The sequence below is a fragment of the Plantactinospora sp. DSM 117369 genome (genome assembly GCF_053764795.1).
Genome location: NZ_CM132446.1, coordinates 7,694,769 through 7,718,190 on the forward strand (window position 1 = coordinate 7,694,769; position 23,422 = coordinate 7,718,190).

Genomic DNA, 23,422 nt, shown 5'->3' on the forward strand with positions numbered 1-23,422 from the left:
CACGATCTTCCTTCCGCCGTGGTCGCCCTCTTCAGCGATTTCAGGGTCGGCCGCAACGCGAGGTGCCATCGGCCGCCCATCGACGGAACCCGCTGGTAGGCGGTCTTCCACGGCCCGTACCGTTCGGGCAGGTCACGCCAGGGTGAGCCGGTCCGTTTCACCCAGCAGATCGCGTTGATGAGCTGCCGATGGTCCCGCCACTGGCTACCGCGCACGGGCTGCGCCGGCGCCAACGGTGCCAGCACCGCCCACTCGTGATTCGTCAGATCGCCTCGTGCCGAGAAGGGTCTAACGAGCGACCCTCATGATCCGCGAGACAGAACCTCGTCGCCGAGGGGCGGTTGGGCGCCGAGGCGGGCCCCGGTGGCGTCGACCGGACCGTGGAAGGTGGCGACTCCGCTGCCGTCGCCGAGGTCGAAGGCGGCCCGCTCGAAGCGGCAGCCGGCGAAGCTGGTGGTGCCGTGGAATTGGGCCCCGACGAACTCGGCGTATCCGCCCTCGCCGCCGCTGAGGTCGAGGTCGACCAGGGTGGCGCCGCAGAGCCAGAGGTTGGTCTCCGGCCAGTACGGCTCGGCGGCCGGGCGCAGCCGCTCGGCGAGCACCTGCTGGACCTCCCGGCGCAGCCGCAGCTCCTCGGCCTGGGCCGGATCCAGGTCGCCGCTGACCAGGAACGGCAGCGGCGTACGCAGATAGGCGCAGAGCGCGTCGACGACACGTTCTCGCAGCTCCGCACGGGTGTCGCCGAGTTCGGCCAGCAGTCGCAGGCCGGTGCGCCGGGTGTCGGGGTCCGGGCCGGCGAGCTGCCGGGCGTACGGGTGGACACCGTCGTCCGGCACCAGCCGGCCGCTGTCGGGCTCCGCCGCCCAGCCCAGCGGCCAGTACGTCTCGCCGTATCCGTCGTCGTTCTCGTTGGACCAGTGGGCGCCGGTCAGCTCCACGGTGGGCTGGTCCAGGTGCACCCGGGCGGCAAACTCGGCCTCCCGGAAGTCCGCCGCAGCGCCGAACCGGGCCATGTAGAACCAGGCCGGGCCGGCGAAGCGGGCACCCCGGAACGAGACCGGACCGGCGAAGCGCGCCCCGTCGCCGCCCTCCTCCCAGTCCTGGTAGTCCTCGATCAGTACGGCGACCGGCCACTGCGGATCGGTCTCGTTCGGCTCGTCCCAGGGCAGCGGGGTGAGTTCCTCGATCGTCTCCCAGGCCGGGTCGTCCTCCCAGAGGGTGTCCGCGCCCCGCCCGAACCAGGCGATGTCGCCGAACTCCGCCCCGGCGAACCCGGTCGCGCCCCGGAACCGGGCCCGGCCGAAGACCGCCTCGTCGCCGAAGCGGACGCCGTCGAACCGGGCGTCGCCGTCGAAGACCGTACGCGGGAAGAGCGCCTCGCCGTCGAACCTGGCCCCCTCGAACGACGTCGTGCCGACGAACCGGGTATCCGCGAACCGCGCCTCGGCCAGCTCACAGCCGCGCAGGTCGACGCCGACCAGGGTCGTCCCGGACAGGTCGAGGCTGATCTCCGGCCACGGCCCCGAGTCGCCGGGGCGGAGCCGGTCGGCGAGCAGGGTGAGGGCGGCCCGCCGTGGGTCGGTCTCCGCGTCGTCGGTGGAGCCCGCCCGCCCCGCCGGACGATCCGCCGGACCGGTGGCCCGCAGGTGTTCGCAGATCGCGTCCACCACCGGCTGCCGGAGTTCGGGGCGGCCGTCGGCGCGGGCCAGCAGCCGGCGTACCGCCGCGAGCCGGTCGGGCGACGACTCCGCCGCCAGTTCGGCGAGGTCCGCCCGGTGTTCGTCCAGGTCCCGATCCGCCATACCCGCCCGCTCCCCTTCCCCGGCTGCTCCGGCCCACGGTGCCGCCGCACCGGCGGCGCCGGAACGCACCCTAGCCGCAGCGGGCAACTCCGGCCGCCGCCGGCATCGCCGGCAACCACTCGCCCGGACCGCTCACCTGGACGGCGGGTTGCCGACGGGGGTCAGGCGACGACGCTGACCATCCGGCCCGGTACCACGATCACCTTGCGCGGCTCGCGACCGGCCAACTGGTCGGCGACCGCCGCCAGCGCGGCGGACCGGATCGCCTCCTCGGTTGCCTCCGCCGGCACCTCGACCCGGCCCCGGACCTTGCCGTTGACCTGCACCGGGTACGTCACCGTCTCGGCGACCAGCAGGCTCGGGTCGGCCACCGGGAACGGCTCGTACGCCAGCGACTCGGCGTGCCCCAGCCGGTGCCACAGCTCCTCGGCGATGTGCGGGGCGAACGGCGACAGCATCAGCAGCAGCGGCTCGGCCACTTCCCGGGGCGTCGCCTCCAGCCTGGTCAGACCGTTGGTCAGCTCGATCAGCTTGGCGATCGCGGTGTTCATCCGGATGCCGTCCAGGTCGCCCCGGACCCCGTCGATGATCCGGTGCAGCAGTCGCCGGGTCTGCTCGTCGGCCGGGGCGTCGGTGACCCGCAGCTCGCCGGTGTGCTCGTCGACGATGGTCCGCCAGACCCGTTGCAGGAACCGGTAGGCCCCGATCACCGCCCGGGTCTCCCAGGGCCGGGAGACGTCCAGCGGGCCCATCGACATCTCGTAGACCCGGAACGTGTCGGCGCCGTACGCCTCGCACATCTCGTCCGGGGTCACCACGTTCCGCAGCGACTTGCCCATCTTGCCGTAGACCCGGGTGACCTGCTGGTCGCCGAAGTAGTACCTGCCGTCGACCTCCTCCACCTCGGCGGCCTCGACGTAGCTGCCCCGGTCGTTCTGGAAGGCGTACGCCTGGATCATGCCCTGGTTGTACAGCCGGCGGTACGGCTCGAACGACGAGACGTGGCCCAGGTCGTACAGCACCTTGTGCCAGAAGCGGGCGTACAGCAGGTGCAGCACGGCGTGCTCCTGGCCGCCGACGTACAGGTCGGTGCCGCCCGGGTCGCCGGGCGACTGCGGGCCCATCCAGTACCGCTCGTTGGCCGGGTCGACGAAGGCTTGCGAGTTGGTCGGGTCCAGGTAGCGCAGCTCGTACCAGCAGGAGCCGGCCCACTGCGGCATCACGTTGGTCTCCCGGGTGTACCGCTTCGGCCCGTCGCCCAGGTCCAGCTCGACCTCGACCCAGTCCTTGCGCCGGGACAGCGGGGTCTCCGGGTCGGAGTCGGCGTCGTCCGGGTCGAAGGTGCGGGGCGCGAAGTCGTCCACCTCGGGCAGCTCGACCGGCAGCATCGACTCGGGCAGCGCCACCGGGTTGCCCTGCTCGTCGTAGACGATCGGGAACGGCTCGCCCCAGTAGCGCTGCCGGCTGAACAGCCAGTCCCGCAGCCGGTAGGTGACCGCCCCGGCGCCGTGCCCGTTCGCCTCCAGCCACTCGATGATCTTCGCCTTGGCGTCGGTGACGAACAGCCCGTTCAGGTCCAGGCCGCCGTCCGGCGCGGCGCTGTTGATCGCCGGGCCCTCCCCGGTGTACGCCTTGCCGTCGAAGTTCTCCGGCGGCTGCACGGTACGCACGATCGGCAGGTCGAAGACCTCGGCGAACTCCCAGTCCCGCTCGTCCTGCCCGGGCACCGCCATGATCGCGCCGGTGCCGTAGCCGGCCAGTACGTAGTCGGCGATGAAGATCGGGATCTGCGCGCCGTTGACCGGGTTGCTGGCGTACGCCCCGATGAAGACGCCGGTCTTCTCCCGGTTCTCGGCCTGCCGCTCGATGTCGGTCTTGGCGCCGGCCGCCTTCCGGTAGGCGTCCACGGCGGCCCGCGGGGTGGCCTGCCCGCCGGTCCAGGCGTCCTTCGTCCCCTCCGGCCAGGCGTCGGCGGCCAGCGACTCGACCAGCGGGTGCTCCGGGGCCAGCACCATGTAGGTGGCCCCGAAGACGGTGTCCGGCCGGGTGGTGAAGACCCGGATCGGCGCCTCGGCGGTCGGGAACTCGATGTGCGCGCCGGTCGACCGGCCGATCCAGTTCCGCTGTTGCAGCTTGATCGGCTCGGGCCAGTCCAGCGCGTCCAGGTCCTCGATCAGCCGGTCACCGTACGCGGTGATCCGCATCATCCACTGCTTCAGGTTGCGCTTGAAGACCGGGAAGTTCCCCCGGTCCGACCGGCCGTCCGGGGTCACCTCCTCGTTGGCCAGCACCGTGCCCAGCCCCGGGCACCAGTTGACCGGCGCCTCGGAGACGTATGCCAGCCGGTGGTCGTCGACGATCCGCCGCCGCTGCGCTGGCGACAGCTCGGCCCATGGCCGGCCGTCCGGGGTGGCCCGGGTGCCCGCCTCGAACTCCGCCACCAGCTCGGCGACCGGCCGGGCCTTGCCGGCGGCCGTGTCGTACCAGGAGTTGTAGATCTGCAGGAAGATCCACTGCGTCCAGCGGTAGTAGTCGGTGTCGATGGTCGCCACCGAGCGCCGGTCGTCGTGCCCCAGCCCCAGCCGGCGTAGCTGCGACCGGTAGTAGCCGATGTTCGCCTCGGTGGTGGTCCGGGGGTGGGTACCGGTCTGCACCGCGTACTGCTCGGCCGGCAGCCCGAAGGCGTCGAAGCCCATCGTGTGCAGTACGTTCCGGCCGGCCATTCGCTGGTAGCGGGCGTAGCAGTCGGTGCCGATGTAGCCCAGCGGGTGCCCGACGTGCAGCCCCGCCCCCGACGGGTACGGGAACATGTCCAGCACGAACAGCTTCTCCGCGTCCGCCCGGGGATGGCCGGGATCGGCCAACGGCCCGACCGGATTGGGCGCCCGGAAGGTACCCCGCTCGGCCCACCGGTCCTGCCAGCGGATCTCGATCTGGCCGGCCAGCTCGGCCGTGTACCGGAACGGCGGGATGTCCGCCGTCGGCTCGGCTGCCTCGGTCGTCATGTCGTCTCCTCGCTACGTCCGCCGTCGCTCCGCCCTCGTCGACCGGGGCTGGCTGAGCATCAGATTCAGGTTTGTGGGCCGGGTCCGTTCTCCGGGCATAAAAAAGCCCCTCACGCAGGAGGGGTGGCCGTGCTGTCGCTGTCTGTCGCGTCAGCACGGCTCGCTAAGGAGCAGGTAGACCCTGGACATGCGGCCATCGTACCGCGCCCCCGGCAGCGCTGTCGCACCCGATACCGGCCCGGAGATCCGACCCGGGCTCTCCCGGTGTGCTCGGCTCTCCCGCCGAATGCGGTTAGCCTGAGTGATGCGGGTGATCCGGTTACTCCGGACAGACGTATTCTCCCGCGAACCATACGGCCGGCCCAGGGACTCTTACTAGGCGGCGGCCGTGACCGACGAGGAGGAGGCCCGTGACTCAACAGACCTGGGACGAACTGGGTGGCACGCTGCCGAGCGACCAGTTCCGTGCCGCCAGCGACGCGATCGTGGCCAACATCGAAGAGGTCATCGAGGGCAAGACCGCGACGGTCCGGCTCGCGCTCGCCGTCCTGCTGGCCGAGGGCCATCTCCTGATCGAGGACGTACCGGGCGTCGGCAAGACCAAGCTGGCCAAGGCGCTCGCCCGGTCGATCGACTGCTCGGTCCGGCGCATCCAGTTCACCCCCGACCTGCTGCCCAGCGACGTCACCGGGGTCAGCGTCTACAACCAGGAGACGCACGACTTCGAGTTCAAGCCGGGCGCGGTCTTCGCCAACCTGGTGGTCGGCGACGAGATCAACCGGGCCTCGCCGAAGACCCAGTCCGCGCTGCTGGAGAGCATGGAGGAGCGGCAGGTCACCGTCGACGGTGTCACCTACGAACTCCAGACCCCGTTCATGGTGATCGCCACCCAGAACCCGATCGAGATGGAGGGGACCTATCCGCTGCCGGAGGCGCAGCGCGACCGGTTCACCGCCCGGATCGCGATGGGCTACCCCGACCCCGGTGCCGAGCTGGCCATGCTGGACGTGCACGGCGGCCGGGACCCGATCCACGAGCTGCGACCGGTCTCCGACGCCGCCACCGTCCGGAAGCTGATCGCGACGGTCCGTGACGTGCACGTCGCCGACGCCGTCAAGCAGTACGCCGTCGACCTGGTCACCGCCACCCGGGAATCCCCCGACCTACGGCTCGGCGCCTCCCCCCGGGCCACCCTGCAACTGCTGCGCACCGCCCGGGCGGTCGCCGCACTGGAAGGGCGCGACTACGTCCTCCCCGACGACCTCCAGGCGCTGGCCGTGCCGGTGCTCGCGCACCGGGTCATCTCCACCGCGGACGCGCAGCTCGCCCGGCGTACCACCGACGCGATCGTCTCCGACCTGGTGCACCGGCTGCCGTTGCCGCACGAGCGGCAGCGCTCGCCGTACGACACCCGACCGTCGTCCGAGGACGGCACCGGGCGCTCCCAGTACGAGCCGCGGAGGCGGTGACGGTGCGCGAGGCACTGCGTGGCCTCACCACCCGGGGGCGGTCCTTCCTGGCCGCCGCCGTGGCAGCGGCGATCTCCGCGCTGATCCTCGGCGAGAAGGACCTGCTCCGGGTCGCCGTCCTGCTCGGCGTACTGCCGCTGCTCGCCGCGCTCTACGTCGGGCGCAGCCGCTACAAGCTCGCCTGCAGCCGCTCGCTGGAGCCGCACCGGGTGCCGGTCGGCGCCAGCTCCCGGGTGGTGCTCCGGTTGCAGAACATGTCCCGGCTGCCGACCGGGACGCTGCTGCTGGAGGACCGCCTGCCGTACGCGCTCGGCAGCCGTCCCCGGGTGGTGCTGGAACGCCTCGGCGCGCACCAGGCGAGTTCGGTGGCGTACACGGTTCGGGCCGACGTACGCGGTCGCTACGAGGTGGGCCCGCTGGTGATCCGGCTGACCGACCCGTTCGGGCTCTGCGAGCTGACCCGGGCGTTCCCCAGCGTCGACCCGCTCACCGTCATCCCGCAGGTCACCCCGCTCCCCTCCGTCCGGCTGGCCGGCGAGTACGCGGGCACCGGCGAGAGTCGGGCCCGTTCGGTGGCGGTGCACGGCGAGGACGACGCGGCGACCCGGGAGTACCGGCGCGGCGACGACCTGCGCCGGGTGCACTGGAAGTCCACCGCGCGCACCGGTGAGCTGATGGTGCGCCGGGAGGAGCAGCCCTGGGAGAGCCGGGCGACGGTGGTGCTGGACACCCGGGCGTTCGCGCACCGGGGTGAGGGACCGACCGCCAGCTTCGAGTGGGCGGTGTCGGCGTCGGCCAGCATCGCCGTGCACCTACGGCAGGCCGGCTACAAGCTCCGGCTGGTCAGCGACTCGGGGATCGACGCCAGCGCGAACGACGTCGGCGGCGAGGGGCTGCTGCTGGACTACCTCGCCGACGTCCGGCTCAGCCAGCGCGGCGACGTGGCGACGCTGGTCGAACGGGTCCGGCAGCGCTCCGACGGCGGGCTGGTCATCGCACTGCTCGGCACGCTGACCACCGCCGAGGCGGACCTGCTGGCCGGGCTGCGCGGCAACGGCGCGACCTGCATCGCGTTCCTGGTGGACAGTTCGACCTGGCTCAACCTGACCCCGCAGGCGCGCGAGGAGGCCAACCACGCGCACGGCGCCGCCGCGCTCGCGCTGATGCAGAGCGGTTGGCGGGTGGTCGGGGTCGAACACGGCAGCAAGCTGCCGGCGCTCTGGCCGCAGGCGGCCCGGGGCTCGCAGGGCTTCGCCTGGCGGGCCGTGCTGGCCGAGACGGTCGCCGGCGGAGTGCGGTGACCGGTCGCCGGAGACGGGACCGACGAGGCGGATGAGGGCGACGCGATGAACCGGAACGGCAGCACCGGCACGGACGGGACGATGTGATGAGGGGACGCCGACACCTGGGGTTCGTGGCGGCCGCGGCCACCCTGCTCGCCGCCGCGCCGATGTCCACCATCTACGAGCGGTGGACCTGGCTGATCCAGTGCGCGGTCATCGTCGCGCTGATCGCCGGTACGGCCACCCTGGCCCGCTGGTGGCGGGCACCGGTCTGGGCCCAGGGACTGGGCATGGTGGCGGCACTGCTGTTCGGGTTGACCTGGATCTTCCCGAGCGGCCAGGAGATGATCTCCCTGCTGCCCACCCCCGGCACCCTGACCCACTTCGGCTCGCTGCTGGCCAGCTCCGGCGAGGACATGCGCTCGTACGGCGTACCGGTCCAGGACCTCGACTCGCTGCTCTTCCTGACGGCGCTCGGCGTCGGCGGGGTGGCGATCGTGGTGGACCTGCTCACCGTCGGGATGCGCCGTCCCGCCCTGGCCGGGCTGCCGATGCTGGCGATCTACTCGGTGCCGGTGGCGGTGCACGTCGACAGCGTCTCGGCGGTGCCGTTCGTGGTCGGGGCGGCCGGCTTCCTGTGGCTGCTCGCCGCCGACAACGTGGACCGGGTACGCCACTTCGGACGCCGGTTCACCGGCGACGGCCGGGACGTGGACGTCTGGGAGCCGTCGCCGCTGGCCGCCGCCGGCCGCCGCCTGGCGGTGATCGGTGTCGCGGTGGCCGTACTGCTGCCGCTGGCCGTACCGGGGATGACCTCGGGGCTGCTCAGCCAGTTCAACTCCGGTGGCGGCGGCGATGGCGGCGGCCGGGCCGGGCCGGGCGGATCACCGGGCCGGGTGAACCTCTTCGCCCAGCTCAGCGGTGAACTGAACCGCTCCGAGCAGCGCGACATGGTGCGGGTGACCACCAACGACCCCGATCCGTTCTACCTGCGTTTCGCGGTCGCCGACGACTTCGAACGGACCGGGTTCGGGCCGCGCTCCCCAGAGGGGACTCCGGTGACCCAGGGCCTGCCGGATCCGCGCGAGGTGACCAGGGAGGCTCCGGGCATCACCCGCGACCAGTACAACGCGGACGTCGAGATCCTCGACTTCGCCATGCCGTTCCTGCCGGTCTACACCGCTCCGGTGAGTACCCGCCAGATCGACGCGAACTGGCGCTACGACGCGACCATGCAGGTGATCTACTCGGAACGGGCGTCGTCGCGGAACCGGAAATACTCCTTCGACTTCGTCCGTTCGGAATACACCCCGGCCGCGCTGGCGGCGGCACCGACGCTGGCACCGGAGCACGCGTTCCGGAAGCTCTACACCACGGTGGAGCCGGTACGGGAGGTCGAGGAACTCGTCGACCGGCTGACCACCGGCAAGCGGAACGACTACGAGCGGGTCCGGGCGATCTACGACCACTTCTCCCGGAAGAACGGGTTCAGCTACGCCCTGAACACCGAGGGCGGCACCAGCGGGCAGGACATCGTCAACTTCCTCACCAACAAGGTGGGCTTCTGCCAGCAGTACGCCGCCGCGATGACCTGGCTGGTCCGCGAGGCCGGCATCCCGGCCCGGGTGGCCTTCGGCTTCACCAGCGCCAACCGGTCGGGCAACACCTACACCCTGACCAACAACAACCTGCACGCCTGGACCGAGGTCTATTTCACCGGCATCGGCTGGGTCCCGTTCGACGCGACGCCGGCGGCCAGCATCACCGGCTCGTGGCGTTCCCAGTGGGCGCCGGACCCGGACGCGCCCGAGCAGACCTCGACCACTCCGGACACCCCGGTCGGCCCGACCACCGACCCGTCGGCCGGCCCACAGGCGACGGACGGGTCGGACCGCCCGCTCGACGAGGCATTCGACGGCACCGCCGGGGTCGCCCCGGACAGCGGGCCCAACTGGCCGCTCTGGGTACTGGCCGGGGCGGTGCTGCTGGTCCTGCTGCTCACCGTGCCGGCGCTGCGGCGGGTGTTGCTCCGGCGGCGCCGCCAGACCCGGGCCGCTGCCGCAGCCAGCACCCTCGCCTCGGTGGCGGCGGACGGGAACGCGGCCCCCGGCGTCGCCCGGGTGGTGCTCAGCGACTCCGAGCTGGCCCGGGCCCGGGCCGACGCGCACGCCGCCTGGGACGAGCTGGTCGACACCCTGGTCGACTTCCGGGTCCGGGTGGATCCGGCGGAGACGCCCCGGGCCACGGCCGACCGGCTGATCCGGGAGGGGCTGACCGCCGGCAGCGCCGACGAGGCGATCCGCCTGCTCGGGCACGCCGAGGAGCGCGCCAGGTACGCCCGGGAGCCGCTGCGGCACGGTCCGCTGGGTGACGCCCTCCGCTCGGTACGCCGGGCGCTGAGCGCCGGAGCCGACCGGCGTACCCGGCTGGTGGCGGCCACCCTGCCACCGTCGGTGCTGTTCCGCTGGCGATTGGCAATCATGGATCTGTCGGCCGGGTTCGTCGCGCTGACCGGCCGGCTCCGGGACCGGCTGCTGCGCTGGAGCCCTCGACGGGTGCTCGCCGGACGCACGTCCCGCTGATCCGAGCCGTACCGGTCGGCCCCGACCGACCGGAGGCGTCGCCGGGCCCATCCCGCGAGTCGCGGGGTGGGCCCTTCGGGTCTGCTGGATGCGCCAGGGGAGCGCCTGACGGATACGCCGGGAGAGCCCGACGGATACGCCTGGCGGATGCGCTGGGAGATCAGATCGGTGCGACGTCACCCAGCGAGGTCGTGAGGCGGATCACGGCGAGCCGGGCACCCGCGCCGGGGGCGCGAACGGCCGGCGGAGACGCACGCCGGCAGCAGTGGGTAGGCAGCAGTGGGTAGGCATGGAGAAACGCCACTGGTCGCCGGGACGGAACCCGGCGGTACCGTCAGCGGGGCGTGCCCCACGGACGGGAGACGGTCAGCGGTGGCCTTCCGGCCGCTGACGCCACCTCTCCTCGAGTCGGTCGATCAACGACAAGCGTCGCCCGCTGCGGACGCGGCGGCTGGTGGTGCCGCCGACCACGTGCAGGTCCGGTGACTGCGCCTTACGCTGCGACAGCATCGCGAACGCGGCCGCACCGAGCATCACCACGAAGCCCGCCACTCCGAGCAGCGGAGTTTTGCTCACCGTGCCGTAGACGACCAATGCTAGGCCAGCGATGATCACGCTGACCGCGACGAGCAGGCGACGCCGCGCGTGGAAACGCGGATCGCTGGCGCGCACAGCCGAGGCGAACTTAGGGTCCTCGGCAAGCGACTGCTCGATCTGCTCGAACAGCCGCTGCTCGTGCTCCGAGAGCGGCACGGCACTCCTCCCCGGTCACGTTGGCCGGTCCGCTCGGACCGACAGACCGTGGCAGCCAACCGGCTGCTTACCCGCCAGTCTACGAGGGGGGTCGCGGGTCGGAAAGCGGGACGACCTATGGCCGCGCCGGATTTTCCGTCCGCCGCAGGTCGCCGTGCCCCAACAGACTCGCTGGGCGCACCATGGAACGCCCGAATCGGGCAGCCGCGGCGTCCGCCGCGGCCTCCGCCTCCCGCCAGCCGTGCTCGGGCGCGCCCAGTGCGAGCTGTCGGGGAGTCTGGTCGCCGTCGCTGAGCCCCTCGACCCGGACGCCGATCAGCCGGATCCGGTCACCCGGGCCGAGAGCGTCGAACAACGCCCAGGCGGTGTCGAACACCTCTCGGGTCACGTCGGTCGGCCCGCCGAGCGTGCGGGACCGGTTGACCGTCCGGAAATCGGCGAACCGCACCTTGATCGAGACCGTCCGACCGACCTGCCCGGCCCGGCGCAGCCGGACGCCGACCTTCTCGGCGAGGGCCAGCAGAGCCCGCCGGATCGTCTCCGGCTCGGCCAGGTCGGTGTCGAAGGTGACCTCGGCCCCGATCGACTTCTCCGCGTGCTCCGGGCTGACCCCGCGGGGATCCCGCCCCCAGGCCAGCTCGTGCAGGTGGGTCGCGGCCGCGTCGCCCAGGCTGCCCCGGAGCATCCCGACCGGCGCCTCGGCGATGTCCCGGACCGTCCGCAGCCCGAGCCGGCGCAGCGTCTCCGCCGCCCGCTCCCCCACCCCCCAAAGCGCCTCGACCGGCAGCGGATGCAGGAAGTCCAGCACCTGGTCGGCCGGCACCACGATCAGCCCGTCCGGCTTGGCCCGGGTGGAGCCGAGCTTGGCCACGAACTTGGTCGGCGCCACCCCGACCGAGCAGGTCAACCGCTCCTGCTCGGCGACCCGGGCCCGGATCAGCCGGGCGATCTCGGCCGGCCGGCCGAACAGCTTGCGCGCCCCGGCGACGTCGAGGAACGCCTCGTCCAGCGAGAGCGGCTCGACCAGTGGAGTCACGTCGCGGAAGATCTCCATCACCGCGCGGGAGGCGGCCGTGTACTGCGCGAAGTCGGGTGGCAGGAAGACCGCCGACGGGCAGAGCGCCCGGGCCCGCATCGTCGGCATCGCGCTGTGCACGCCGTATGTCCGGGCCTCGTAGCTGGCCGAGCTGACCACGCCGCGCGGGCCGACCCCGCCGACCACGACGGGCCGACCCCGCAGGTCGGGCCGGCGGCGGACCTCGACCGCGACGAAGAACGCGTCCATGTCGACGTGCAGGATCGGTGAGCCGGAGTCGTCGGCGTCCGCGCCGAAGCGCGGATCACTGCCGCGTGGCACGGACTGGCTGCGACCCATAGCGGCAGGTTAGCCCGGGGGTACGACGCAACCGCGCCGACAATCCCGGTTGGCACCACACGGGTCCGGCTCTTTACCATTGCGGTCCGGCGCAGCACCGGACCCGGGGGAGGAATCGATGAAGACGGTGCCACTCGGGCAGACCGGCGAGCGGGTCAGCCAGTTCGCCCTCGGCTGCATGCTGATGGGCACGCTCACCGACGACGAGTCGTCGTACGCGATCCTCGACCGCTACCTCGACGGCGGCGGCACGTTTCTGGACACCGCGAACTGCTACGCCTGGTGGCCCGGCCCACCCTTCGCCGGCGGCGAGAGCGAGAGCCTGCTCGGCCGCTGGTTGCACCGCAGCGGGCGGCGTGACGAGGTGTTCCTGGCCACCAAGGGCAGCGCCTGGATCCGCGACGTGGCCGCGGTGCGGAACAACCCGCACGACCCGCAGGCGGCGAGCCGGCAGTACGAGGGGGCCGGTGGGGACACCCTGCGCCGGGCGCTCGACGACAGCCTGCGCCGGCTGCGCACCGACCACGTGGACCTCTACTACGTGCACGTCGACGACCGGAACACCCCGCTGGAGGAGACCCTGGAGGCCCTGGCCGGGCTGGTCTCGGCCGGCAAGATCCGGTACGTCGGCTGGTCCAACGTCCGGACCTGGCGGCTGGAGCGGATCCGGCAGCTCGCCGACCGGTACGGCTGGCCGGCCCCGGTCGCCCTGCAACAGCAACACTCCTACCTGCGCCCCCGGCCGGGTGCCGACACGCTCTCGATCGTGGACGACGAACAGCTCGACTACCTGCGGGCCAACGACGAGGTGACCCTGGTGGCATACTCGCCGATCCTCAAGGGCAGCTACGACGACCTGGCGAAACGGCGCGATCACCACGTGATGGAGTCGTACCGCGGGCCGGACGCCGAGGCCCGGTTCGCCGCCGTCGCCGAACTGGCCGCCGAACTCGGGGTCACCGGCAACCAGCTCGTCCTGGCCTGGCTGCTGCACCAGCGGGACCCGGAGTTCGTCACGCTGTTCGGCCCGCGCACGCCCGAGCAGTACGCTGCCGCACTGCCCGCGCTCGACCTCACCCTCAGCGGCGGGCAGCTCGCCCGGCTCGCCGCCGCCGGGGCCTGATCCGGGGCGACGGGGGTCGCAGATCACTTCGCTGATGGTCGATACTGCGGGTGTGCCGAGAATTCTCCGGGCAGCGGCCGCTGTCGCGCTCCTGCTGGCGTCGGTGGCCTGTGACGGTCCGGCCCCCGAGGCCGCCCCGCCGGCCGCCACCCCGGCATCGCCCGCCGAGTTGTCCGCCGGCCCGCTCCGGCTGCCCAGCGGGGCGCCCGGGGACAGGTGCCCGACCACCGCACCGCAACCCTGGTCCGGGCCGGGTCAGGCGACCCAGGTGCTCGGCCCCGGTCCGGTGTACCCGGTCGCGGACTACTTCCGGGACGGCGCGGTGCTGCGGCTGCGCGAGGACGACCGGCAACCGGACGGCACGTACCGGAAGAAGGTCCGGTGGATCGCCACCGGCTACACCGGCCCGGTACTGCTGCGGGTGGCGCGGATCGACGCACCGGGCAGCGCCGCCGCCTCGTTCGCGTACACCGGTGGCCCCCGCGACGGCGGGCACTACGCCGTGCTGACCAACCCGGACAGCGACCTGCCCGGGACGACGACGGTCGGCGGCCCGGGCTGCTACGCCTACCAGGTCGACGGGACCACGTTCAGTCTGACGATCGTGTTCCGCGCCGCCCCGGAAGGGTCGTGACGGGTGGGTCCCGGCCGATGACAGGTGCCCGATGCGGCGTCACGACAGCTCGCCGCCGCCGGACAGCGGGCGGATGTGCACGTTGCCGCTGCCGTCGGGCACGACCTCGACCACCCCGCCGGTGAACCGGAGGTCGCCGGCCTGCTCCATCGCCACCTCGATCCGCACCAGCTCGGTGGGAATGCGCACGTGCCGGGCGAACGTACCGACCGGCACGCCGTGGCGCACCTCGGCACACACGTCGATGGTGGTGGTGCCGTCGGCGTTGCGCCGGACGGCGACGATGCCGCGATCCGTCGGAGGCATGAGCGGATCCTCTCTGCTCGTACCGCAGGAACCAGGAGGCGTCACCTGCGGAGAATCTTCCCGGACGTTTCAGGGGACGACCGGCTCGAACGGGCTCCGGGCCGGCACCGGACTGTGGAACATCACCCGCCGCCAGTCGCCGGCGAAGCAGAACACCCCGCATGTCGTACGGATGCCCAACCGGCCGGGCAGCCGGGCCGCCGCCACGTGCCGCGGCACGCCGCCCATCGAGTACACGCTGGCGATGTCGGGCCAGAGCGAGACGCTGAGCGCGACCCGACGCCGCCAGTCGACCACCACCCGGCTGCCGATCAGCCCCTCGCCGAGCCTCGCGACGTCCCGCTTGACCCGGTGGTGCAGTACGAGCAGCACCAGCAGGCGGGCGAGGCTGCCGCACTCGAACCGGGTCACCACGACCTGGCCACCGCCGGGTTCCAACTCGAACAGCGGGGTCAGGTCAGCAGCCCCGCGACCGTCGCCGCCGCCGTCGACAGGATCAGCAGCCCCGAGCCGCGTCTCGCCCACGTCACCCATGATCCGCTCCATCCCGCCTCGGTACGCCGGTCGGCTCCGGCCGCCAGCGTGGTGACCACGACCACCACCATCGAGCCCACCGCGATGGCGGTCAGCGCCGTGACGGCCAGCGCCGGCCGTACCAGGGCCACCGCCGCCACGGCCACCCAGATCAGCGAGGTGGTCTTCTGGGTGGTGAACAGCAGTCCCAGGTCGAACCCCCAGGCAACGCCGAGCGCCCCCGGCGGCAGCCGGTGCCACAGCGCCTGCGGCACCTGGCGCCACACGTGCGGTGTGCGCTGCGCCAGGTCCGCCAGCCCGAGCAGCACGCAGACCCCGGCGAGCACCCCGAGAGCGACCGGGTCCGGCAGCGGCTCCAGCAGCCGACCCAGCAGGTACACCGGCACGGCCACCACCACCGCACCCGCCGCCGCACCCGCGATCAGGCCGGCCAGGAAACGGATCCCGTCCGCCCGGGAGCGCCGCAGCATCGGGCTGGCGACCCCAGCCATGGAGAGTCCTCATGGGCTGAACGCCTGGAGGACCGCGCCCAGCAGCCCGACCGCCAGGATCGCCCAGGACGCCACGCCGATCCCCCGGTTACTGGCAGCTGTAGGCGGAGGCGACGGTGTGCCCGTACGAGTCCTTGGCCTCGCAGCACTGGCAGCGTACGTATCCGGCGTGCCAGCAGTGCCAGACGTAGTGCGCCCCGCTCTTGCACTGGGCGACCGAGATGGACGGGTGGAACTCCAGGTTGCAGCAGGCGTAGACGTAGGAGGCCGCCGCCGGTGAGCTGCGGCCGAACACCGCGACCGCCGCGGCGAGCCCGCTGGCTCCGATCCCGGCGAAGAGGCGCCGCCGGCCGGTCTTGCGCTGCCGGCTGCCGGCATCGTCGTCTGTACTCATCGCGCGACCTCCTTGGGTTGCTGCTCGTCAAGGATCTGGACACTGCGGGCCAGCAGCGCGGCGATGTCGTCGAACAGCAGCGCCGCCCGGACCCGGCCGGCGGCGAGAAGCACAGCGGCGGGGCTGGTGTGGATGTCGAATTCGCCCTGGACCCAGTCACCGGCCACGTCGACGTGATGTGGCAGCCGGTCCAGGCCGTACGTCGCGACGAACTCGGCGCCGCTGTCGGCGTTGCCGCAGGTGACCACGACACCGAGCAGCGGCCGGCCGTCGACGCCGCCGGTACCGGCGAGTGCCGCGACCTCGGGCGCGAGCTGCCGACAGGTGTTGCAGACGGTGCTCAGTACGAGCAGGACCGCCCCGTCGGCCGCACCCAGCGCCGCCAACCCGTCCGGCCAGCCGGCCGGGACGTGACCGACCCTCGCCTGGTCCAGCGGCAGCACCTCGACCGACCGGCTCCGGCTCGCCGGGTCACCGACCCGGGACGCCAGCTCGCCGACCATCGCGAAGAGCACCACCATGCCGGCGGCGAGCACCAACAGCACGATTCCGAAAAACAGCTCCATCGACACTCCTCACGTCGGGTCGGGCCGGGTGGAGGGGCGCAGCAACCGCCACGCCAGGCGCCGGTGCAGCCACAGGCAGAGCAGTACCGTCGCGGCCGCCGTGATCGCCGGGGCGCGGGCCTCGGGCGCCGGTCCGCTCGGCACCGCGACGACATCGAGTACGCCGAGCGCGACGAACGCCGCGCCCACGAGTACGTTGCGGGCCCCGAGCGGGTACGGGCCGCCACCGAGACAGCCGCACGGCAGTGCGCTCCGCCGCCACCGGCCGGCGGCACCGGCGAGCGCGAACAGCACGCCCAGCCCGACCACCGCGAATCCGGTGGCGGCGCGGGCTGCCGGAATCAGCAAGCCCAGACCGATCAGGACCTCCGCGACCCCGAACACCCGGACCGCGGCCGTGGAGACAGTGTTAGCGCTGCCATCGAACAGTTCTTCGACCGCACGGCGGACCGGTTGCGGCACCACCGTCTTGGTGACACCGGCTACCAGGAGAACCGCCACTAGCAGGGCATTCAGCGAGACAAACAGCAAACCGTCGACGCCCATCGGCCACCCCCGTGGTGTCTGCCCGATAGAGATGAACGCTCACATGCGGTGATCGGAAGCGTACGAGGTAATGGCACGCCGGACAATAGACCTGCCTAGATCTTCTTCGGCGGCGGCGGGTGTCAGGCGCGGAGCGAACGTACGACCAGCAGCGGGATGGTCATCTCGGTCGCCGTACACGAGCCGTGGTACGCCACCAGCGTGGTCTCGATCGGGTTGTGCGTCTTCGAGGCGAGTACCACGGTCGGGGTCAGGCAGGCGACCACCACGTCACCGATGCGTGGCAGGTGTGCCTCGGGTACCGGGCCGAACCAGCCGGCCGCGACCGCCTCCTCCCGGGTCGCCACCCACGCCTGCTCGCCGAGCACCTCCGACCAGGCGGCCACCACGTCGGCGGTCGCCCCGGCCAGGGTGTGCAGGTAGCGGACCCGGGCCTCGCCGGCCACCACCCGTATCCCGGCCCGCAGCCGGGGATCGGTGTCCAGGTCGTACCGCCCCTGCGCCGGGATGTCGAGCTGGCCGTGGTCGGCGGTGACCAGCAGTGCGGCGTCCGGCGGCAGCCCGTCGACCAGCCGGGTGACCAGCGCGTCGACCTCGGCGACCGCCGAGCGCCAGTCGGCGGAGTCGATGCCGCTGAGGTGCCCGTGCCGGTCCACGTCCGGGTGGTAGCCGTAGACCAGGGTCGGGCCGTCCCCGGCGGTGAGCGCCGCGAGCATCTCGGTGGCCAGCGCGTCGACGTCCTCCGCGCCCCGATGCGCCCCGCTCCGGTAGGCGGCCACGCTCAGCCCGGTGTTCGCCAGCGCCGGCCGGCTCACCACGGTCACCGCTACCCCGGCCGCCTCGGCCCGCTGCAACTGGGTCGGCAACGGCTGCCACCGGCGCGGATCCGGATCGTCGCCCGACCCGGCGGCGGGAGTGGGCACCGGTGCCCGGGCCGGAGAGCCGGGGAGTGCCGGCCCGGCCGGGTGCGACGGGCTGCCGCTGCCGAGCGGGTCGGCCGTACCGGGCAGCTCGGCAGTGCCGGCGGAGGACCAGGAGCCGCTGGCCCGGTCGCCGCCCACCGGCGAGCCCGGGCCGCCACCGGGGAAGTTCGGGCCGTCGACCGGCGACCTCGGCCAGTCGATGTGCGTGAGTACCCGGTCGGTGCCGGGCACGTTGACCCGGAAGCCGAGCACCCCGTGCGCGCCGGGCGCGGCCCCGGTGCCGAGGCTGACCAGGCTGGTCGGGGTGGTGGAGGGGAAACCGCAGGTGAGCGGGCGTCCGAACCGCCCGGTCAGGTCGGTCAGTGCCGGCGCGTGCGGGGCGGCGATCGGCAACTGGTACCAGCCGAGCCCGTCGACCAGCAGCACCGCGATCCGGCGTACCCCGGCCAGTTGACCGGCCAGCCCGAGCGGGTCGGCCCGGTCGACGCCGAGCACGGACAGCGCGCTCGGCAGCACGTCGGCGAGGCTGCCGCCGAAGTAGTGCGGCCGGACCAGGTCGAGTGGGCTCGTCATGCCAGACGGCGGGCGAACAGGTGCAACTGGGCGGCGATGTCCCGGTACGGCGGCTGGGCCGAGGCGGCCAACTCCAACTCCAGCAGGGCCGGCGGGTCCGCCTCGGCGGCCACCGCCGGGATCAGGTCGGCGAAGACGCGTACCCCGTGGGTCTGCTCGACCGCCAGCCCGGCGGCCTCCAGCAGCGCGGCGGCGCCGTCGGCGTCGTAACGCCGGCGCAGGGTGTCCCGGGGCCCGGCGTGCCCGTCCGGGTCGCGTAGCAGCGCGGCGGCCACGTCCAGGTGCCCGTTCGTGACCCGGCTCAGCACGGCGGCGGCCCGGTTCGCCACCAGTACGCTCGCCGCGCCGCCGGGGCGCAGTGCGCTGCCGATCGCCCCGACCACCCCGGCCGGATCGTCGACCACCTCCAGTACGGCGTGGCAGAGCACCAGGTCGGCACTGGCCGGCTCGACCAGCCCGGCGAGGGCGTCACCGTCGCCCTGCACCGCGCGTACCCGATCGGCGACCCCGGCCTCGGCGGCCCGCCGGGTCAGCGCGGCGAGCGCGTCGGGGCTGGCGTCGACCACCGTCACCCGGTGGCCGGCCTCGGCCAGCGGCACCGCGAATCCGCCGGTCCCGCCGCCGACATCGAGCACGGTGAGCGTCCTGTCCTGCTGCCGGGCAAGCTCACGGCGCAGCACGGTCCAGACCACGGCGGTACGCGGGCCGGTCGCCGGGCCGGACGGACGGCTCTGAGTTCGCTCCACCCGACGAGCCTAAGCCACCCGGACCCAAGCTGATCGCCGGCTGCCACGCCGGCCGATCGGCAACGCGGAGCGGCGGCCCGGGTCCGCCGGACGGTGGCCCGAGCCCACCCCGCCCCGGCCCGGTGTACGCAAGTGACCCACGGGCTCGCGTTCGGCGGTCCCGCCGGAGCGTCCGGCCCGGGAGAACCGTTTCCGGCCGGGCCGCGTCCTACCTTCACGTGATGGAGGTTGGCGACGAGGAGTTGCTGCACCTCGTCGGTACCGGGGACCGGCGGGCGTTCGAGGTGTTCTACGCCCGACACGCCCCCTGGCTGGCCCTGCGGCTGCGCCGCCGCTGCCGGGACCCGGAACTCGTCGCCGATCTGTTGCAGGAGACCTTCCTGGCGGTCTGGCGGGCGGCGGGCACCTATCGCGGCAGCGGTGAGGTGGTGGGCTGGGTCTGGACCATCGCCGCGCACCGCCTCGTCGACGCGAGCCGTCGGGCCCTCGCCCGGCCACGGACCGCCGCCCCGGCCGACGAGACCCTTCTCGCCTGGTCACCGTCGGCAGAGGAGGAGGCCATGCTCGGCACCTACGACGCGAGGCTGGAACATGCCCTGCACCGGCTGTCGCCCGAGTTGCGGGCGGTGGTGCAGGCGACCGTCCTCGACGGCTTCACGGTGCGGGAGGCCGCCCTGTTGCTGGGGCTACCGGAGGGAACGATCAAGACCCGGGCCATGCGGGCCCGGCGAGAGCTGCGGGCGGCACTGTCGTGAGTACGTTCCACATCCCCGAGGTCGCGCTGCGGGCCTACGCCGAGGACCGGCTCGCCGACGCCGACGCGTGGTCGGTCGAGGCACATCTCGACCGGTGCGAAACCTGCCGGGCCCGATTGCCGCTGGACGAGCCGACCGGACGGCTCGTCGCCGCGGTCGGCGCGACCCTCGCCGCGCGGCTGCCGGGCCAGGGACGGATCCGCCCGGGTACCCGATGGCGGCAGGTCGCGGTGCTGCTCGGCGCGGGACCGGCGGCCCGGGTCGGCTGGCTCGGCTCGGTCGTCACCACCCTGGCGCTGGCCGTGACGATCGAGATCGGTTCACTGCCGGTCCGGCCCTGGATACTCCTGCTGCTCGCGCCGCTGCTGCCGGTGCTCGGCGTTGCCGTCTCCTACGGCCGGCACACCGATCCGCTGCACGAACTGGTCGCCACCAGCCCGTACGCCGGGCTGCGGATCATCCTGTGGCGGACGTTGTCGGTACTGGCGGTCACCGTTCCGGTCGCGTTCCTCACCGGCGCGGTATCCCGGATCGGTACGCCGGCGATGTGGCTGCTGCCCTGCCTCGGGTTGACCGGTCTGACGCTCGGGCTCGGCTCGCTGATCGAGCCGGCCCGGGCCGGGCTGGCGGTGGCGGCCGGGTGGGCCGGGCTGGTGCTGGTGCCACCGGGAGACGCGTCGCCGGTCCCGCCGGTCGGCAACGGATGGCTGGTCGCTCCGGCGGCCGTACCGGTCTGGCTGGGCGTCATCGCGGCGGCCGTGGCGTTGCTGCTGGCCCGGCAGGGTCGGCTGGGCGGCGAGGTGGCTCCGTGAGGCGGTGTCGGCGGCCCCGGGGCGGTCGTCGACGACCTGCCGCGGCGTCGGCGACGGGAAGCACGTCGGAGACGACGCGTCGTCGGCGGGAAGCACGTCGGAGAGGTGGGGCACGATGACGGTCAGCATCGAGGGCCTGCGGGTCGGCTACGGCAGAAGGGTCGTCCTCGACGACCTCGACCTGGAGCTGGCGGTGGGCGTACACGGGCTGCTCGGGCCGAACGGCGCCGGTAAGACGACCCTGATGCGGGTACTGGCCACGGTCGCCCGCCCGGACCGTGGCCGGGTGCGGCTGCTGGGCCGCGACATCGCGGACCGGACCGCGCTCCGGCAGGTACGCCGGCAACTGGGCTACCTGCCGCAGGCGTTCGGCTACTACCCGCGGTTCACCGTCCGGGAGTTCGTGGAGTACTTCGCCTGGCTGAAGGAGATGCCCCGGACCCGGGTACCGCTCGCGGTCGAGCGGGCGCTGGAACGCGTCGGACTGCTGGACCGGGCCGACGAGCGGATGAAGCACCTGTCCGGCGGAATGCTGCGCCGGGCCGGCATCGCGCAGGCGATCGTCAACGACCCGCGCGTGGTCCTGCTGGACGAGCCGACCGCCGGCCTGGACCCGGAGCAGCGGGTCGACTTCCGGACACTCCTGCGGGAGTTGGGCGTCGACGCCTGCGTACTGGTCAGCACCCACCTGGTCGAGGACATCGGTACGGCGTGCGGCCGGGTGAGCCTGGTCGAGGGCGGCCGGCTGGTCTTCACCGGCACGCCCGAGGAACTGGCCGCCGCCGGGGTGGACGGTGGCAGCGGCGACACGGCGATCGAGCGCGGTTACACCGCCCTGCTGCGGGGTGCCCGGACGGTGCGCCGGTGAGACGTCCGCTGCGGGTGGAACTGCGCCGGGGTACGGCACCGGGTGCGGCTCTGCTGATGTTCGGTGCCGGCGGGTGGCTGCTGGCCGTACACCCGGAGGACTGGGGCGGCCGGTGGGCCGGCCTCGCCGGGTACCTGCGGACGTCGCTGATGGTGCTGTGCGGGCTGATGGTTGCCGCCGGTGCCTGGCAGGCCGGTCGGGAGCGGCGCCGGGGCATGGCCGAACTGCTCGGCTCGACGGCCCGGCCGGGCTGGCAACCGCTGGTGGTGGCCTGGCTGGCGGTCTCGCTCGCCGGCACCGCCGGGCTGCTCACCGCCTTCCTCGGCGCGGCGGTGCTGGTCGGACGGGTGGCCACCTACGCGGGCGGCGGATGGTGGTGGACCCTGGCGGTGGGCATCCTCGCGCTCTGCACGGCCGCCGCGTTCGGGGTACTGATCGGACGGCTCGTCCCGCTGCGGGTGGTCGCCCCCGTCGCCGGCCTCGGCACCTACCTCGGGCTCGCCGTCCTCACCTACTGGGACGCCAGTGGCGTCAGTTGGCTGTCCCCGGTCCACCCCGGCTCCGGCCCCGAGCGGCTGCTGCCGGCCGGAACGCACGCCCTACAGGCCGGTTGGCTGCTGGCGTTGACCGGCACGCTCCTCGCGCTGGCGGCCCGGCTGCGTCGGGCCGCCCTGCTCTCCGGCATCCTCGCCGTCGCCGTGGCGGTGCCGATCGCCACCGGAGCCGGCCCCGACGACCTCCGCGCCGACCCGGGTGCCGTCGAGCCGACCTGCACCACGGAGGGGCCGCCGGTATGCGTGGCCCGGATCAACGGTTTCCTGCTGGACGACCTGACACCGCTCGTCCAGCCGGTGCTGCGCCGGATGGCCGGCATCCCCGGAGCGCCGACCCGGGCGGCGGACGCGGCCCTGCAGGTCGACGGTGAGCCGACCGGGCCGGCGGACGGCACCCTCTGGCTGTATCTGGGAAGCCAACCCACCGCGACCGGCGACGGCCTGGCCAACCTCGGCTGGCTCCGCGCCGACCTGCGCCAGGTCGTCACCCTGAGCTGCCACCGGCAATTCAGCAGACCCGACAGCCGGATCTATCCGACCTTCGACACCGCCCGGGCGTGGCTGTTCGAGGAACGCCCGGCCCCCGACACCCGCGTCGGGCGGCTCTACGCGCTCCCCCTCGACGAGCAGCGCGCCTGGTTCGCCGCGTTCCTCGACGCCGCGCACCGCTGCGACGTTCCGCGCCTGATCGCGCTGGGGGAACTGCCGTGAACGGCCGGCTCCTGCTGTTGCACACCCGGGCCAGGGGCGGCCCGGCATTCGTGCTCGGGATCGCTGCCGTGACGCCACTTGCCTGGGTCGCCGGGAACTGGCTCGCCAGCCGGCCCTACTTCGACGGACCCGCCGCCCGGATACCGGTCGTCGCGCTCGCGCCGCTGCTCGCCGTACTGCTGCTCGCGCCCACCCTGGGCGGGGCCGACGAGGAACTGGAGCGCGGCACCCCGCTGCGCTGGCCCGGCTGGCGAGCCGGCCACCTCCTGCTCGGGGTCGCGTCGATCGGCGCGGCGCTGGCGGTGACCGGGCTGCGCGCCCCCGGGGTGTTCGGCGCGTACGCCCTGGTCCGCAACACCCTCGGTTACGCCGGACTGGTCGCCGCGGCCGCGGTGCTGCTCGGCACCCGCCTGGCCTGGCTGCCCGCGTTCGGGTACGCCTGCGCCGTCTACGCCGCGACCCCTCGGCAGATCGGCGGGTTCGCCGGTGTGTGGGCCTGGCCGCTACAGCCGTCCGGCGTGACCGCCTCCTGGCTGACCGCCGCCGTGGTCTTCGTCCTGGGCGCGGCCGGCTACCTGCGCCGGGGCTGCCGGCTCGGCACCGTGGCCAGGTAGCGC

22 protein-coding genes and 1 pseudogene are annotated in these 23,422 nt (G+C 73.3%); 10 read left to right on the top strand and 13 right to left on the bottom strand.

From position 1 onward, the window contains the following. Positions 1–61: 61 nt before the first annotated feature. From ACSMXO_RS32660 to leuS, 3 genes and pseudogenes are all read right to left on the bottom strand, one after another. Positions 62–266: pseudogene (locus ACSMXO_RS32660) on the bottom strand (transposase); the annotation flags it as partial. A 36-nt stretch (positions 267–302) separates the two neighbouring features. Then, a complete protein-coding gene (locus ACSMXO_RS32665; RefSeq protein ID WP_455415049.1) occupies positions 303–1,802 on the bottom strand; it encodes a pentapeptide repeat-containing protein in 1,500 nt (499 codons plus the stop codon). 161 nt (positions 1,803–1,963) lie between these two features. Further along, positions 1,964–4,807, bottom strand: coding sequence for a leucine--tRNA ligase (leuS, locus tag ACSMXO_RS32670; protein WP_455415050.1), 2,844 nt, complete (start codon positions 4,805–4,807; stop codon positions 1,964–1,966). A 410-nt stretch (positions 4,808–5,217) separates the two neighbouring features. Here leuS and ACSMXO_RS32675 point away from each other — a divergent pair, with 410 nt between their 5' ends. From ACSMXO_RS32675 to ACSMXO_RS32685, 3 genes are all read left to right on the top strand, one after another. Next, on the top strand, positions 5,218–6,276 hold the full coding sequence (locus tag ACSMXO_RS32675) for an AAA family ATPase (RefSeq protein WP_346257818.1): 1,059 nt from the start codon (positions 5,218–5,220) through the stop codon (positions 6,274–6,276). A 2-nt stretch (positions 6,277–6,278) separates the two neighbouring features. Then, on the top strand, positions 6,279–7,577 hold the full coding sequence (locus ACSMXO_RS32680) for a DUF58 domain-containing protein (protein ID WP_455419365.1): 1,299 nt from the start codon (positions 6,279–6,281) through the stop codon (positions 7,575–7,577). Positions 7,578–7,663: 86 nt separating this feature from the next. Further along, complete coding sequence (locus ACSMXO_RS32685; RefSeq protein WP_455415051.1) at positions 7,664–10,141, top strand: transglutaminase TgpA family protein; 2,478 nt, start codon at positions 7,664–7,666, stop codon at positions 10,139–10,141. 366 nt (positions 10,142–10,507) lie between these two features. Here ACSMXO_RS32685 and ACSMXO_RS32690 read toward each other — a convergent pair whose 3' ends face one another. Together ACSMXO_RS32690 and ACSMXO_RS32695 are read right to left on the bottom strand one after the other, a co-directional pair. After that, positions 10,508–10,894 carry a DUF3040 domain-containing protein gene (locus tag ACSMXO_RS32690; RefSeq protein WP_101367165.1) on the bottom strand — a complete coding sequence of 129 codons (387 nt, stop codon included), beginning with the start codon at positions 10,892–10,894 and terminating at the stop codon, positions 10,508–10,510. Between the two features lie 115 nt (positions 10,895–11,009). Continuing rightward, entirely contained in the window at positions 11,010–12,269 is a 1,260-nt protein-coding gene (locus tag ACSMXO_RS32695) for a DNA polymerase IV (protein WP_346257821.1), read from the bottom strand. A gap of 118 nt (positions 12,270–12,387) precedes the next feature. On the opposite strand from ACSMXO_RS32695, the gene ACSMXO_RS32700 reads away from it, so the two are divergent. Both ACSMXO_RS32700 and ACSMXO_RS32705 read left to right on the top strand, forming a co-directional pair. Beyond that, on the top strand, positions 12,388–13,392 hold the full coding sequence (locus tag ACSMXO_RS32700; protein WP_346257822.1) for an aldo/keto reductase: 1,005 nt from the start codon (positions 12,388–12,390) through the stop codon (positions 13,390–13,392). A 52-nt stretch (positions 13,393–13,444) separates the two neighbouring features. After that, positions 13,445–14,026, top strand: coding sequence for a hypothetical protein (locus ACSMXO_RS32705; protein ID WP_455415052.1), 582 nt, complete (start codon positions 13,445–13,447; stop codon positions 14,024–14,026). Between the two features lie 39 nt (positions 14,027–14,065). On the opposite strand, the gene ACSMXO_RS32710 is transcribed toward ACSMXO_RS32705, so the two are convergent. The 8 genes from ACSMXO_RS32710 to ACSMXO_RS32745 form a co-directional block, all read right to left on the bottom strand. Further along, positions 14,066–14,332: a hypothetical protein gene (locus ACSMXO_RS32710; protein WP_346257824.1), complete on the bottom strand. Its 267-nt coding sequence runs from the start codon at positions 14,330–14,332 to the stop codon at positions 14,066–14,068. Positions 14,333–14,401: 69 nt separating this feature from the next. Further along, the gene (locus tag ACSMXO_RS32715; protein WP_455415053.1) at positions 14,402–14,878 is read right to left on the bottom strand and encodes a hypothetical protein; all 477 of its coding nucleotides are present in this window, start codon (positions 14,876–14,878) and stop codon (positions 14,402–14,404) included. Further along, entirely contained in the window at positions 14,785–15,357 is a 573-nt protein-coding gene (locus ACSMXO_RS32720) for a hypothetical protein (RefSeq protein WP_346257826.1), read from the bottom strand. The genes ACSMXO_RS32715 and ACSMXO_RS32720 overlap by 94 nt, the downstream gene beginning before the upstream one ends. Positions 15,358–15,445: 88 nt before the next feature. Next, a complete protein-coding gene (locus tag ACSMXO_RS32725; protein WP_346257827.1) occupies positions 15,446–15,751 on the bottom strand; it encodes a hypothetical protein in 306 nt (101 codons plus the stop codon). Further along, a complete protein-coding gene (locus ACSMXO_RS32730) occupies positions 15,748–16,317 on the bottom strand; it encodes a hypothetical protein (RefSeq protein ID WP_455415054.1) in 570 nt (189 codons plus the stop codon). Before ACSMXO_RS32730 ends, ACSMXO_RS32725 begins: the two co-directional genes overlap by 4 nt. A 9-nt stretch (positions 16,318–16,326) precedes the next feature. Beyond that, a complete protein-coding gene (locus ACSMXO_RS32735) occupies positions 16,327–16,863 on the bottom strand; it encodes a MauE/DoxX family redox-associated membrane protein (RefSeq protein WP_455415055.1) in 537 nt (178 codons plus the stop codon). Between the two features lie 122 nt (positions 16,864–16,985). Further along, positions 16,986–18,359 (bottom strand): alkaline phosphatase family protein, encoded by a 1,374-nt coding sequence (locus ACSMXO_RS32740; protein ID WP_455415056.1) that lies wholly within the window; start codon positions 18,357–18,359, stop codon positions 16,986–16,988. Further along, on the bottom strand, positions 18,356–19,105 hold the full coding sequence (locus tag ACSMXO_RS32745) for a methyltransferase domain-containing protein (protein ID WP_346257831.1): 750 nt from the start codon (positions 19,103–19,105) through the stop codon (positions 18,356–18,358). The genes ACSMXO_RS32740 and ACSMXO_RS32745 overlap by 4 nt, the downstream gene beginning before the upstream one ends. 221 nt (positions 19,106–19,326) lie before the next feature. Between ACSMXO_RS32745 and ACSMXO_RS32750 the strand changes: the two genes are divergently transcribed. The 5 genes from ACSMXO_RS32750 to ACSMXO_RS32770 all read left to right on the top strand — a co-directional run bounded on the left by ACSMXO_RS32750 (position 19,327) and on the right by ACSMXO_RS32770 (position 23,419). After that, the gene (locus tag ACSMXO_RS32750; RefSeq protein ID WP_455415057.1) at positions 19,327–19,860 is read left to right on the top strand and encodes an RNA polymerase sigma factor; all 534 of its coding nucleotides are present in this window, start codon (positions 19,327–19,329) and stop codon (positions 19,858–19,860) included. Further along, positions 19,857–20,672, top strand: coding sequence for a zf-HC2 domain-containing protein (locus ACSMXO_RS32755; protein WP_455415058.1), 816 nt, complete (start codon positions 19,857–19,859; stop codon positions 20,670–20,672). Before ACSMXO_RS32750 ends, ACSMXO_RS32755 begins: the two co-directional genes overlap by 4 nt. A 115-nt stretch (positions 20,673–20,787) precedes the next feature. Next, a complete protein-coding gene (locus ACSMXO_RS32760; protein ID WP_455415059.1) occupies positions 20,788–21,540 on the top strand; it encodes an ABC transporter ATP-binding protein in 753 nt (250 codons plus the stop codon). Continuing rightward, on the top strand, positions 21,537–22,805 hold the full coding sequence (locus tag ACSMXO_RS32765) for a hypothetical protein (protein ID WP_455415060.1): 1,269 nt from the start codon (positions 21,537–21,539) through the stop codon (positions 22,803–22,805). Before ACSMXO_RS32760 ends, ACSMXO_RS32765 begins: the two co-directional genes overlap by 4 nt. Beyond that, positions 22,802–23,419 (top strand): hypothetical protein, encoded by a 618-nt coding sequence (locus ACSMXO_RS32770; RefSeq protein ID WP_455415061.1) that lies wholly within the window; start codon positions 22,802–22,804, stop codon positions 23,417–23,419. The genes ACSMXO_RS32765 and ACSMXO_RS32770 overlap by 4 nt, the downstream gene beginning before the upstream one ends. Positions 23,420–23,422 lie beyond the last annotated feature (3 nt).